9 protein-coding genes, 3 pseudogenes and 1 other annotated feature are annotated in these 13,281 nt (G+C 68.0%); of the genes and pseudogenes, 4 read left to right on the top strand and 8 right to left on the bottom strand.

The window, feature by feature from the left end; all coding sequences use genetic code 11:
* Window positions 1-135 precede the first annotated feature (135 nt).
* Entirely contained in the window at window positions 136-1,212 is a 1,077-nt protein-coding gene (locus tag LV780_RS18420) for a patatin-like phospholipase family protein (protein WP_011910397.1), read from the top strand.
* Between the two features lie 29 nt (window positions 1,213-1,241).
* Here the strand turns inward: LV780_RS18420 and LV780_RS18415 are convergent, their stop codons facing one another.
* The 5 genes and pseudogenes from LV780_RS18415 to LV780_RS22120 form a co-directional block, all read right to left on the bottom strand.
* On the bottom strand, window positions 1,242-2,483 hold the full coding sequence (locus LV780_RS18415) for an MFS transporter (protein WP_233864050.1): 1,242 nt from the start codon (window positions 2,481-2,483) through the stop codon (window positions 1,242-1,244).
* A complete protein-coding gene (locus LV780_RS18410; RefSeq protein WP_108222482.1) occupies window positions 2,467-5,520 on the bottom strand; it encodes an efflux RND transporter permease subunit in 3,054 nt (1,017 codons plus the stop codon). Before LV780_RS18410 ends, LV780_RS18415 begins: the two co-directional genes overlap by 17 nt.
* Window positions 5,517-6,602, bottom strand: a complete 1,086-nt coding sequence (locus LV780_RS18405) for an efflux RND transporter periplasmic adaptor subunit (protein ID WP_108222481.1) — start codon at window positions 6,600-6,602, stop codon at window positions 5,517-5,519. Before LV780_RS18405 ends, LV780_RS18410 begins: the two co-directional genes overlap by 4 nt.
* On the bottom strand, window positions 6,599-7,321 hold the full coding sequence (locus LV780_RS21970; RefSeq protein WP_108222480.1) for an AbgT family transporter: 723 nt from the start codon (window positions 7,319-7,321) through the stop codon (window positions 6,599-6,601). Before LV780_RS21970 ends, LV780_RS18405 begins: the two co-directional genes overlap by 4 nt.
* A gap of 55 nt (window positions 7,322-7,376) precedes the next feature.
* A pseudogene (locus tag LV780_RS22120) lies at window positions 7,377-7,454 on the bottom strand (hypothetical protein); the annotation flags it as partial.
* 645 nt (window positions 7,455-8,099) lie between these two features.
* On the opposite strand from LV780_RS22120, the gene LV780_RS18390 reads away from it, so the two are divergent.
* Both LV780_RS18390 and LV780_RS18385 read left to right on the top strand, forming a co-directional pair.
* Window positions 8,100-9,902: an SLC13 family permease gene (locus LV780_RS18390; protein ID WP_108222478.1), complete on the top strand. Its 1,803-nt coding sequence runs from the start codon at window positions 8,100-8,102 to the stop codon at window positions 9,900-9,902.
* Between the two features lie 74 nt (window positions 9,903-9,976).
* Window positions 9,977-10,240, top strand: coding sequence for a hypothetical protein (locus LV780_RS18385; protein ID WP_181318568.1), 264 nt, complete (start codon window positions 9,977-9,979; stop codon window positions 10,238-10,240).
* Here the strand turns inward: LV780_RS18385 and LV780_RS18380 are convergent.
* Window positions 10,240-10,746: pseudogene (locus tag LV780_RS18380) on the bottom strand (IS3 family transposase); the annotation flags it as partial. The gene LV780_RS18385 and the pseudogene LV780_RS18380 sit on opposite strands and share 1 nt — an antisense overlap.
* Before the next feature lie 160 nt (window positions 10,747-10,906).
* Here LV780_RS18380 and LV780_RS18375 point away from each other — a divergent pair.
* Complete coding sequence (locus tag LV780_RS18375) at window positions 10,907-12,109, top strand: IS256 family transposase (RefSeq protein ID WP_117345032.1); 1,203 nt, start codon at window positions 10,907-10,909, stop codon at window positions 12,107-12,109.
* Between the two features lie 67 nt (window positions 12,110-12,176).
* Here the strand turns inward: LV780_RS18375 and LV780_RS18370 are convergent.
* Both LV780_RS18370 and LV780_RS18365 read right to left on the bottom strand, forming a co-directional pair.
* Window positions 12,177-12,621: pseudogene (locus tag LV780_RS18370) on the bottom strand (IS3 family transposase); the annotation flags it as partial.
* Window positions 12,222-12,373: a sequence feature (AL1L pseudoknot), on the bottom strand. (Overlaps the previous pseudogene by 152 nt.)
* A 125-nt stretch (window positions 12,622-12,746) precedes the next feature.
* Entirely contained in the window at window positions 12,747-13,211 is a 465-nt protein-coding gene (locus LV780_RS18365) for a recombinase family protein (RefSeq protein ID WP_233864048.1), read from the bottom strand.
* Window positions 13,212-13,281: the final 70 nt, after the last annotated feature.

The raw sequence follows: 13,281 nt of genomic DNA, 5'->3' as shown, positions 1-13,281 counted from the left end.
GAGTTCCGCTGTCGACGATGGTCGTGGCGAGGATGAGGGCCGCTGATGGCGGTTGTCGCGGCGCGGCACGCAGGGTATCGTTTCCCGAGATCCGGATTCAGTTCCCTGACGTCGAGCACACGAGCAGGAGATCCCATGTCCGCAGGCACCTCGAACAAACGCAAGTCGATCAACCTGGCTCTTCAAGGGGGAGGCTCGCATGGCGCGCTGACCTGGGGCGTGCTGGACCGGCTTCTGGAAGATGACCGCCTCGAGATCACCGGCATCAGCGGCACAAGCGCCGGCGCGATGAACGCGGTCGTGCTGGCCGACGGGCTGGCCTCGGCCGGTCGGCAGGGCGCACGCGATGCGTTGACCCGCTTCTGGAAGGACGTCAGCGACGCCGCGCGGTTCTCGCCGATCCAGCGCGGCCCGCTGGCACGGGCGACGGGCGACTTCAGCCTCGACCGGTCGCCCGGCTTCCTGCTCTTCGAGGGGCTGAGCCGGCTCTTCTCGCCCTACGAACTCAATCCGCTGAACCTCAATCCGCTACGCAACATACTGGTGAAGCGCGTGGATTTCGGCCGGGTGAACACCATGCCCGGGCTGCACGTCCACGTCACGGCCACCAACGTGCGCACCGGCCGCCCGAGAGTCTTCAATCCTGGCGAGATCACGGCCGACGCGGTGCTGGCCTCGGCCTGCCTGCCCCAGATGTTCCCCGCGGTCGAGATCGACGGCGAGGCCTACTGGGACGGTGGCTTCACCGGGAACCCGGCCCTTTACCCGCTGCTGATCAGCGAGGACAGCCCCGACATCGTGGTGGTGCAGATCAACCCTCTGGTGCGCAACGCCCTGCCGCGCAGCGCGCGCGAGATCATGAACCGGGTGAACGAGATCAGCTTCAACTCGAGCCTCGTCAAGGAATTGCGCGCCATCGGCCTGATGCAGCGCGTGGCCGAGGCGAAGGGCATCGACCTCGGCACCTACACGAGGACATATCTGCACCTGATCCATACCGATCTCGAGGTGCAGGATCTGGTGGCGTCGAGCAAGCTGAACGCCGAGTGGGACTACCTCCGCAAGCTGTTCGACCTGGGCCGTGGCTGGGCGGACGCGTGGCTGGAGGAGAACTTCGTCCATGTCGGCCAGCGCTCGACCCTCGATCTCGACAGCCTCGAGGGAGATGCGCATCTGCCCGTGCCGGTCCTTCTGCCGGATGCCGCGGAGTAGCCCGGACGCGGCTCGCCGTGCCGCGGGCGTCAGATGTCGGGCGTGACATCCTCGGGCCAGAGCCGGATCATGATCAGCGTGGCAAGTCCCGACAGGGCGGCGAGGATCAGGAAGGTCGCCGGCATGCTCGTCCATGCGCCGAGGAACCCGGCGACGGGAAAGGCGATCAGCAGGCAGACATTTGCCAGCGTCATCTGGGCGGCCATCATCGCCTGCAGATCGGAGGGCCGGGCCAGACGGCGGATGACGTAGATGGCCGGCGTGATCGTCCAGACCACGCCAAAGCCGATCGCCGTCCAGCGCACCAGAAGGCCGGCGATCCCGACGCCCAGAGCTCCGGAGGCAAGGCTCGCCACCACGATCAGCGCCCCAGCGAGCATCACGTGCCGATCCTTGATGCGCAGGAGAACCAGCGGCAGCACCAGCGCGCCGAGGATGGAGCCCCCGCCCAGGAAGGCGAAGGCCGTGGCGGTGGAGCCGACCTCGCGGTCGAGAACCCCCTGGATGATCACCACGGTGTTGACCATGACCATCGCCGTGCCGAGGGCTGCGACCACATCCAGCGCGATGATGGCCCGGAAGGCGGGCGTCGCCACGAACAGCCGCGGCCCGCGCGTCAGCCTGCGCCAGACCCCGCCGGAGGGTGGCAATGGGGTGTGGGGCAGCCGCGCCGCGCGGATCAGCAGCGCCGAGAGCACGAACCCCGCCGCCGTCAGGGTGAAGATCCCCGCGACGGACAGCACGACCATCAGGAGGCCGGCCAGAAGCGGACTGATCGGCCCCTCGAGTTCGGCCGCGACCCGCGAGCGCGCCAGCGACCTGTAATAGTCGGCCTCATCGCCCAGAAGATAGGGCACCACCGCCAGATAGACGAAGGTGAAGGTTGCCGAGGCCAGCGCGAAGACGAAGACGATGGCGTGGATCTGCCAGACCGCGGCCACGAAGGGCAGCAGCAGCAGGCAGCCGGCGCGCAACAGATCGAGGGCGATCAGCAGGCGCCGGCGCCGGATGCCCGCGGTCAGGATGGAGACGACCGGGGCGGCCAGCACATAGGCCAGCATCTTCAGCGACAGCGCCGTGCCGATCACCGCGCCCGCCTCGTCGCCCGCCAGGTTGAAGGCGAGAAGCGTCAGGGCGACGGTGGCGATGCCGGTCGCGACCTGCGCCACGACATAGCCCGCGAAGAGCCGGTAATAGCTGGCCTTGTCGCTGATGCCGGACCAGCCGAGGCAGGCCTCGTCCTCGGCCCGGGTCTCAGGCAGGGACGGCATCGGCGTCGTCGCCGCAAAGCGCGACATAGAGCGTGGGCAGGAAGATCAGGGTCAGAAGCGTGGCCACCAGAAGGCCGCCCATGATCGCGAAGGCCATCGGCCCCCAGAACAGGGTGGGCGCGATGGGCAGAAGGCCGAGCACGGTGGAAAGCGCCGTCAGCAGCAGCGGACGGGCGCGGTTCGTGGCGGCCCGGATCGCGCTATCCCTGACGCCGAAGCCCGCGCTGCGCTCCGCATCGATCTGTGTGATCAGGATCACCGCGTTCTTCGCGATCATCCCGATCAGCGCGAGAATCCCGAGGATCGCGACGAACCCCAGCGGGCGGCCGAAGGCCAGCAGCGTTCCCACCACCCCGATCAGGCCCAAGGGCAGCAGCAGAAGCACCATGCCGGCGTCGCGGAAGCTCTGGAGCTGGATCATCAGCAGCGTGATCATGATGAAGAGCATCAACGGCACGACCGCAAACACCGAATCCTGGCTTTCGGCGCTGGTCTCCACCGTGCCGCCAACCTCGACCTCGTATCCCGCCGGCAGGGCGGCATTCATCCCGTCGATCTGCGGCGCAAGGGCCGCGACCACCGCCTCGGGCGTAGCCTGCGGCGCTACATCCGCAAGGACCGTGAGCGTCGGCAGCCGGTCGCGCCGCCAGAGGAAGGGTTGCTCCTGCCGGAAGGTGATGTTGGCGAATTGCCCCAGCGCCACCGTGCGCCCGCCCGGCACCGGCACCTGCAGCGTCTCGAGCCGGTCGAGCGAGAGGCGGTCGCCGGCCGCCGCCTGCGCGACGATCGGGATCAGGTGGATGTCATCGCGCAGCTGGCTGATCGCGGTGCCGCTCACGGCGGTGTCGAGCACCGCCGCCAGCTGAGCGCTGGTCAGCCCGAGACGGCGGGCGCGGTCCTGATCGACGTCGATGCGCACCTGTCGCGCCGGCTCGATCCAGTCGAAATGGATGTGGCGCGTGGCCGGTTCGCTGGCGACGATGCCGGCCAGATCCAGCGCACGGGCGCGCAGGACCTCGATGTCCGGCCCGCTCAGGCGATACTGCACCGGCCATCCGGTGACGGGGCCCAGTTGCAGCGGGCTGACCCGGCTGATCGCCTCGGGGAAGGCGTCGCCCAGCCAGTCCTCGAGCGCAACCTCGAGACGCTCGCGCGCGGCGAAGTCCTTCGTCATCACCACGATCTGCGACTGGTGATCGCTGGGCGGCCGGATGTCGAGCGAGAGGTAGAAGCGGATCACGTTCCGCCCGACATAGGAGGTCCAGGATTGCGCCTCGCCCGAAGCCGCAATGAACGCCTCGATCCGCGCCACGGCATCCTCGCTGGCGAGGATCGAGGACGAGCGCGGAAGCTGGAAATCGACGATCAGCTCGTTGCGGTCCGAGGCGGGGAAGAACTGCCGGTCCACCCGCGAGAGGCCCACCCAGGCCAGCGCGAACAGTCCCGCCGTGACCGCGAAGGTCAGCCAGCGGAACCGGATCGCCTGGCCGAGGAACCGCTGGTAGCCCCGCATGATCCGCCCCGGGCCGGGCTCGGCCGTGCCGGTGGCGGGCGCCTTGAGCAGCACCGAGCCGATGATCGGCGTGAAGAGCACGGCCACGAGCCACGAGGCGATCAGCGCGATCCCCACGACAAGAAAGAGCGAGATCGTGTATTCGCCCGCCGTGCTCTCGGCAAAGCCGATGGGCACGAAGCCCGCGATGGTGATCAGCGTCCCCGTCAGCATGGGCGCGGCGAGGCTGCGGTAGGCGAAGGTCGCGGCGGTCTTTAGCGTGTCGCCCGCCGCCAGCCGGCGCAGCATCGCGTCCACCGTGGTCAGGGCGTCGTCCACCAGAAGCGCCAGCGCGATGATCAGCGCGCCGAGCGAGACCCGGTGCAGGTCGATCTGCAGGGTCTGCATCACGAGGAACACGCCGGCCAGCGTCACCGGGATCGCAATGGCCACCACCGCGCCCGGTCGCACACCGAGCATCAGGAAACTGACCGTCAGGATGATGGCCACCGTCTGCCAGAGCGAGGTGGTGAACTCGCCGATGGCCTGATTGACCACGGCGGGCTGGTTCGAGATCAGGATCGGCTCGATCCCGATGGGCAGGTTGGCCAAAGCCTCGGACATGGCGGCCGTGACGCGGGTTCCCAGATCGAGGATGTCGCCCCCCTCGCGCATCGAGATCGCAAGTGCGATGGCGCGCTGACCGTTGACGCGCAGCAGGGGCTGGGGCGGGTCGGACAGCGTGCGCCGTGCCGAGGCGATGTCGCCCAGCCGGATCATCCGCCCATCCGCCACCAGCGACACGTCGAGCAGGTCGGCGTCGGTCTCGAACGAGCCCGAGACGCGCAGGGCGATGTTTTCCTGCGCGGTGGTGACGACGCCCGCCGGGCGCACCACGTTCTGCGCGGCCACCGCGTTGAAGATTGCGGCATAGTCCAGCTGCATGGCGGCAACCCGGTCGGGCTGGAACTCGAGCAGCACCTGCTCGTCCTGCACGCCGAGCCAGTCGATCCTCGAGATCGCAGGCACCTCGCGCAGCAGCGTCGAGCGCACGACATCGACCTCGTCGCGCAACTCGCGGTCGCTGAAGCCGTCGGCGGTAAAGGCGTAGATGATGCCGAAGACATCGCCGAAGTTGTCGTTGAAGAACGGCCCCAGCACGCCCCGAGGCAGCGTGTGCGCGATGTCGCCGACCGCGTTGCGCACCTCCTGCCAGGCTTCGGGAACGCGTTCGGGGGGAAAGGCCACCTCGAGATCGACGTAGATCGTCACGATCCCCGGCCGCGTGATCGAGCGCAGCGCGTCTAGCCCGGTGGTTTCCTGCAACTGCCGCTCCAGCCGGTCGGTCAGCTGGGTCTGGGTTTCCTCCAGCGTGGCGCCGGGCCAGACGGCGGTGACCAGCATCGTCTTGATGGTGAAGCTGGGGTCCTCGTCCCGGCCGAGGTTGATGAAGGCGAAGGCGCCCGCGATCACCGTGACGATCATCATGTAGATCGTCAGCTGCCGGCTGCGCAGCGCCCATTCCGACAGGTTCGGCCCGATCATGGCCGGGCCTCCACCAGACGCACGGCCTGACCCGGGCGCAGCGCCTGCACGCCCGCGGTCACAACGATGTCCCCCGGCTCCAGCCCGCCGGACACCGTGACCGAGGCCGGCAGGAACCGCGCCACGCCGATCTCGCGCAGGGCGACGGTTCCGCTGGCCGCATCGACGACCCAGACCGCGGGCTGTCCGTTGCCTCCGGTCAGGGCGCTGGCGGGGATCTCGATCCCCGCGGCGTCGCCGAACGTGGCCTGCCCGGTCACCACCGTCCCGAGGCGCATCTCGGGCGGCGGCTTGATCAGCCCGACGCGGATCCGGAAGGTGCCGGTCGAGGGATCGGCGCGGGGAGCTACCTCGCGGATGCGGCCCTTCGTGCTGACGGTGGGGGATTGCGAGACCGCCACCGTGATCTCGGGATCGGCGGGGCTGGCGGCGAGAACGGCGGCCGGCACGTCGAAGACCGCGTCCTTGCCGCCATCGCGCGCCACCTGCACGATCATCCGGCCGGCCGTGACGACCTCGCCCGGCTCGGCACCCACCGCCGTCACGCGCCCGGGCGCATCGCCCACGAGGCTCGTGTCGTTCAGCCGGCGCGCGGCGATCAGGTACTGCGCCCGTGCGGCTTCCGCGGCCGATTCGGCCGTGGTCAGCGCCGTCTCGGCGCGGTCATAGGCGGCGCGCGAGGCGAAGCCGCGGTCGTAAAGCTGGCGCTGCCGCCCGAACTCGGTCCGCGCCTCGGTCAGCTGGCCCTCGGCTGCGGCCAGCGAGGCCTCGGCCGCGCGCAGGCCGTTGCGCTCGTCGGTGGGATCGAGGCTGGCCAGCGGCTGGCCAGGCTCGATCCGGTCGCCCACGCTCACCAGGCGCTCGGCCAGCCGGCCACCGATCCGGAAGCCGAGCTCGGCCTGCACCTGGCTTTCCACCGTTCCGGCCAGCGTGATCGTTTCGCCCATGACCCGCTTTTCGACGGTGACGGTGCGGACGGGGCGGATCGGCTCGGCTTCGGCGGTCTCCTCTTCGTCGCAGGCCGCCAGAACGGCGACAAGGCTCACCGCGAGCAGGATGTTCGGGATGGCGCGCGACCTCATGTTCCGTTCTCCGTCATGGCAAGGGTCATTGCGAAACAGATCCGGGGCCGACGCGTCTCAGCGCGGCCCATTATGTCGATGATCGCCGCCACCAGCACGAACAGGACGATGAAGCCCGCGCGCCCGATCGGCGCGTCTTGCAGAAGGTCGGCAAGGTTGACGGCCAGAACCGTCGCAAGGTTGATGTAGTTGAAGAAGGAGATGAGGTTCGCGATCACGAACAGAAGGAAGATCATCCCCGCCAGGTTGCCCCAGGCCTTCACGATCAGGCCGATGGCCTCGGTCACGTTGGCGATGGTGCCCGCGCCGCGCGCCCGGCCCGCGTTCCTCGGGCCCTGCTGCTCGTTGCCCGAGAGGCCGTGGCTCGCCTCGACCGGCACGCCGCCCCTGTAGGGTCCGAGGCGCGGTTCGATGATGCGCTCGGTCAGAACGGTGCAGATGAGGCCCATCAGGATCGAGAACGCGATCATGAAGAACAGGTTGCCCGCCACGCTGATCTCGGCGCCCGGGTTCACCGCGCGGATCGCGTCGTTGAGCCCGGACTCCTCGGCAAGACCGACACCGATCATCGCGACGAGGATCACGCCCCCTCCGGTGAAGCCCAGGAAGTTCGCGACCGGCGAGGTCAGCATGAAGCGGATGCCATCGGCCGAGACAAGGCTGCACACCGAGGTCGTCTGCTCGACGATGTCGCCCGATTGCCGGATGGTAGCCGTCATAGGTGACCGACGTTCCCAGCGCGCCGAAGATCGCCGACAGCACGATCACGGCGGCGATCAGCAGGAAAAAGATGATCGCCGGATGCGGCACCCGGTTGCCGACGCGCTCGATCGTTCCCCGCGGCCCGGACATCTCCGGGTTCGGAGCCGGGTTCGTTGCCCTCGTCACCTGCGACCTCCCTTCCCGTGTCACTTGCAACAGGACGAGGCCATGGCCCCGCCAGAACCGGAAATTCCCGGTGGAAGGACCGCAGACCGCGCGCGGGTGCGCGCCGTGCAGCCTGCGGGTCGTGATTTCTGCGTCTGCTTTCGAGGTGGGGGCGGCACGGCCCTTGCGTTCGGCACCGCCCGGTGCGGCCGGGTCGTGGTCCGACAGGATGCCATGCGATCGGATCGGGCTGCCGTCGTCGTGCCAAGACGAAGCTCCGGCAGAATGGCCGGCTCGTCGAGGGCATCCGCGACACACCCGCATGGCATCCAGTCACGCCACGAGAACGTTCGGCTGCCTCATTCATACCGGACAGGCGCGCCGATTGTCCACGAAAATTACCGGAACGATCCTGACCACCCGGTGGGCCGCGCCGCGGAGGAAGGCCGGTCCGCGCTCCGGCGCCGACACCACCGGATGGGCTGCTTGATAACTCAAGAAAGGTCGTGCAAGCTTGCGGCGAACTGACCGTCCTTCTCATCAAGACAACACTCCGGAATTTGCGTCAACGGTTTGGCCCGACGGCGATGATCGGCGCATCGTGGTCGCGGGCGGTAGTGGGGCAGTATTGTGAGTGATATCTGGACCGTGTTCGCCATCATCGGCGTTGTCGTGTTGCTCTTCATCTGGGACAGGTTGCCGGTCATCGCGGTCTGCATGACCGCGGCACTGTTGCTGTGGGCGACCGGAATTCTCACGCTGAACCAGTCCCTCGCCGGGTTCGGCGATCCGGCCATCATCTTCGTCGCCACGCTGTTCGTGGTCAGCGCGGGGCTGGAGGCGACCGGCGTCACCGCCTGGGCCGGGCAGATCCTGATCCGGCAGGCCGGGGAAAGCCGGACCCGCCTGATCGTTCTGATGATGGGCGTGACCGGCCTTCTGAGCGGCCTGATCAGCGTCAACGGCGCCGTCGCCTCCCTGCTGCCGGTCGTGGTGGTCATGGCCATCCGGCTGGGCCAGTCGCCGTCGCAACTTCTGATGCCGCTGGTCTTTGCCGCCCATGCCGGCTCGCAGATCCTGCTGACCGGCTCTCCCGTCAACGTGCTCGTCTCGGAAGCCTCGCTCGAGGCCGGGGGCGGCGGGTTCGGCTATCTCGAATTCGCGCTGGTCGGCATTCCGCTGAGCGCGGGCTCGATCCTCATCGTGGTGCTGTTCGGCCGCGCGCTTCTGCCAGAACGGACCAGCGCCACGCTGCCCCCGGACCTGAGCCGCCACGCCATGACCCTGATCGAGCAGTACCGGCTGGCAACCGACGTCCACCACCTGCGCGTGCGCGAGGATTCGCCGCTGGTCGGCACGGCCCGCCGCAGGTTCGACCTCTCCGGCCGCGAGGGGCTTGCGCTGGTCACGCTGAAGGAGGCCGACGGTCTCTCGGCGCGCCGCGACACGATCCGGCAGGGCGACGTCGTCGTCGTGCGTGGCCCGGCCGAAGCCGCCGCCGAACTTGTGACCGAGCTGGGCCTGAGCTTCACGGAAGACGACCCGCCCGATCTGGAGAAGACCCTGTTCAACCGGCAGTCGGGCCTCGCCGAGATCCAGATCCCGCCGCGGTCGAAGCTGGTGGGCGAGCGGTTCTTTCCCGGCATGGTGACCGAAAGCGGCGACCTGATCGTGCTTGCCGTGCAGCGCCATGGCGAGGATCTCGACCCGAGCGAGCCGCTCGCGGTCGGCGACACGCTGCTTTTGCAGGGAACGTGGCCCGCGCTCGAGGCACGGCTGAAGCCCGCCGAGGTGCTGATGGTGAACTCGCCCGATCTGGTCCGCCGGCAGGCCCTGCCGATGGGTCCGGGCGCCTGGAACATGCTGGCGATCCTCGGCGCCATGGTCGTCCTGCTGGCGACCGGGCTGGTACCGCCGGCCATCGCGGGCGTCCTCGCGGCGGGGGCGGTGCTCCTGAGCGGCATCCAGAGCGTCGATCAGGTCTACCGCGCCATCAACTGGACGACCATCATCCTCATGGGAGCGATGATGCCGCTCTCGACCGCCATGCAGCAGACCGGCGCAGCGGACCTGTTGGCCACGGGTCTGGTGGACATGATCGGGGACGCCGGTCCGCACCTGCTGCTCGCGGGGCTGTTCGTGCTGTCGGGGGTGATGGGGCAGATCATCTCGAACACCGCGACGGCGCTGATCGTGATCCCGATCGCGGTCGTCGCGGCGGCGCAGATGGGCGTGTCCCCGCAGCCGATCCTCATGGCCGTGTGCCTCGCCAGCGCGGCGGCCTTTCTGACCCCGGTCGCGACGCCCACGAACCTGATGGTGATGGAGCCCGGGGCCTACCGGTTCGGCGACTACTGGAAGCTCGGCCTGCCGCTGATGATCTGGTTCTTCGTCATCGCGGTGGTCCTCGTGCCGATCATCTGGCCGTTCTGACCACGGGCGGAAGTCCCTCCGCCCTTGCGTCCGGCAGTCATCGCAGCGTCCGAAGCTTGTGCAAGGGGGGTCTCATGTCCGATCTCGACAAGGTGCTGGCTCATATTGACGCCGATCTCGACAACGCGCTGGACCGGCTGTTCCGGACCGTGCGGATGAAGTCCATCTCGACCGATCCCGCCCATGCCGCCGAGACCCGGCGCTGCGCCGAATGGCATGCCGCCGATCAGGAAGGCATCGGCTTCGCGTCCGAACTGCGCGAGACGCCCGGTCACCCGGTGGTGCTGGCCAGGGATCACGATGCCGCCGGTACCCGCGTCCTGTTCTACGGCCGTTAGCGAATGGACAGATACTGGCTGCCCCTGTCGCTGTGGTGGACCAGCCCTATGCCCTTGGCTGGGCGACGGTCATGCACCGCCTGTTCCAGGGCATCGAGGACGAACCCCGCATGCGCCGAGTTGCTAACGCGCCAGCCAACGATCTTGCGGGCATAGGCGTCGATGACGAAGGCGACATAGACGAAGCCCTTCCAGGTGGCGACATAGGTGAAATCCGACACCCATAGCATGTTGGGCGCTGGCACGCGGAACTGGCGGTTCACCTTGTCCAGCGGACACGGCTGCTTCTTGTCCGGGATTGTCGTCCTATGCGGCTTGCCTCGGATAATGCCCTGAATATCCATGCTCTTCATTAGCCGGGCGACCGTGCATCGGGCCACGTCAAAGCCCTCACGCCGCAACTGCCGCCAGATCTTCCGGACGCCGTAGACTCGCCAGTTCTCGTCGAAGACGCGTCTGATCTCGGGCTGCAGTTCTTCATCCCGACGCGCACGATCCGACCGCCGCGGGTGACGTCCCTTCAAATGGTGTAGCTCGCCGGTAGCGCCGCCGCCCGCTCGCGCGCTCACATCAAGCGCCGTAGCGGGCGGGCGGCGGTGCGGTGGTCATCGGGTTTTTCGGTAGGGTCGGGTTGCTGAGCCAACCTTGAACCGAGGAATGCCCCCGATGACCAAACCCATGATGGACCTCCGTGCGCTGGTGGAGAAGAGCGCTGATGCCGACCTGCTGCGCGAGATGATCGGCTTCGCCGCCGAGCGGCTGATGGAGCTCGAGGTGGGCGCCAGGACTGGCGCCGACTACGGCGAGAAGAGCAGCGAGCGGCTGGCGCAGCGCAACGGCTATCGCGACCGGGACTGGCAGACCCGGGCCGGAAGTGTCGAACTGCGCATCCCCCGCCTGCGCACCGGCTCTTATTTCCCCTCCTTCCTCGAGCCGCGGCGCTCGGTCGAGAAGGCGCTGACGGCCGTGATCCAGGAAGCCTATGTCCAGGGCGTCTCGACCCGCGCGATGGATGATCTCGTGCAGGCCATGGGCGGGACCGGGATCTCCAGGAGCCAGGTCAGCCGGCTCTGCGAAGAGATCGACGAGCGGGTCGACGCCTTCCTCACGCGGCCGATCGAGGGCGAATGGCCCTATCTGTGGATCGACGCCACCTACCTCAAGGTCCGCCAGGGCGGGCGCATCGTGTCGGTGGCCGTCACCATCGCCGTCGGCGTGAACACGGATGGGCGACGCGAAGTCCTGGGCATGGCCATTGGGGCCTCGGAAGCCGAGCCGTTCTGGACCGAGTTCCTGCGCGACCTCGTGCGCCGCGGGCTCTCCGGCGTGAAGCTGGTGATCAGCGACGCGCACGAGGGCATCAAGGCTGCCACGGCCCGGGTGCTGTCCACCAGCTGGCAGCGCTGCCGGGTCCATTTCCAGCGCAATGCCCTGGCGCATGCCGGCAAGAACAGCCGACGGGTGGTTTCCGCCTTCATCGCCACCGCCTTCGCCCAGCCGGACCACGCGGCGGCCAAGGCGCAATGGCGGCTCGTGGCCGACCAGATGCGGCCCAAGCTGCCGAAGCTCGCCACGCTCATGGACACGGCTGAGGAGGATGTGCTGGCCTACATGACCTTTCCCGCCCAGCACCGCGCCAAGTTACATTCCACGAATCCGATCGAGCGTCTCAACGGCGAAATCAAGCGGCGCACCGACGTGGTCGGGATCTTTCCGAACGAAGCATCCATCCGCCGCTTGGTCGGCGCGATCCTGATGGAGCAGACCGAGGAATGGACCGTCCAGCGCGGCCGATACCTGACGCTGGAAACCCTCGCTCCGGTCTGCGATGATCTCACCGTCAGCCTGCCTGCCGCGCAGCGCGACTGACCAGCTCGACCCGCTTCCGAGCACGAGGCCCGCGGTCAGCTACACCACAAGATGGGACACGATCCCGCCGCGACGCATCGGCCCGCTTCGCCAGATGATCGTAGTAGGTGGATGGGGCGATCGGCAGCACGTCGCAGATCGGCTCGACCCCGTGTTCCCTTCGATGGTCGTCGATGAACTTGACCATCACTTCGACCGGCGGTCGAGCATCTCAGGCAGTGCTGAAGCAGTGCCGCACTGCCTTCGATCATTGCAAAATACGCTGACGCCTTGCGGAGGATCTCGTTGGCCTGGCGCAGCTCGCGGTTCTCGCGTTCCAAGGCCTTCATACGCCCGGCCATCTCGCCGGAGACGCCCGCACGCTGGCCGCTGTCGACCTCGGCCTTCTTGACCCAGTCGTTCAAGGTCTGCGGCGTGCAGCCGATCTTCGCCGAGATCGACATCACCGCCTGCCAGCGCGACGGATGCTGGGCCTCGTGGTCGAGAACCAGCCGCACGGCACGCTCGCGCACCTCAGGGGAAAACTAGTTCGTCGTCTTGCTCATGATGCTCCACCTTAATCTGGAGTTGGAGACTCCGGCAAACCCGGCGCGGTTCAGAGTCTTCGGCGATACGCCGAGCAGAAGCGCGGCGTCGGTCAGGTTGAGCCACGGCTCGATGCCATCGGGGGCCGGGCGGAGGACCGGGATCCTGTGATGCGAGCGCAATGTCGGTCGTTCCCTTGGCGCGGCGCGTAAACCGTCTCCTGGTCGACGAGGACCGTGTCGACGATCCGGCACATCTCGATCAGTTGCTGCCAGTCGCGGCTGTTGCGGGCGAAGCGCGACACCTCGCGCGCTGCGACCGCGCCGATCTTGCCCAGGCAGACCTCGGCCACAATCCGGTCGAAGCCGGCCCGCGCGACACCGCCCGCGGCCGAGCGGCCGAGATCCTCGTCGATGGTTCGATTGAACTCCAGCCGAACGCCACCAGCCGGTCGCGCATCGCATATTGCAGGGTGCTGCTCTCGCGGTTCCTGCAGCACCTGGTGCGCCGAAGATTGCCGCACATGGAGGATCGCCTTGCGCTCCAGGTGATGCGGTCCGATCGTCTCATGCAGCATGTCCTTCCTCCTTCCGCGGCCCGTGCGCGCCGTCGGCGTGGTCGAGGATCAGGCGGACCATCAGTCCGGT

Origin of the sequence: Cereibacter azotoformans (assembly GCF_021391315.1) — a bacterium.
GTDB lineage: Bacteria > Pseudomonadota > Alphaproteobacteria > Rhodobacterales > Rhodobacteraceae > Cereibacter_A > Cereibacter_A azotoformans.
The sequence above is the reverse complement of the archived record's forward strand: the minus strand, read 5'-3'. Positions and strand labels throughout refer to the sequence as shown.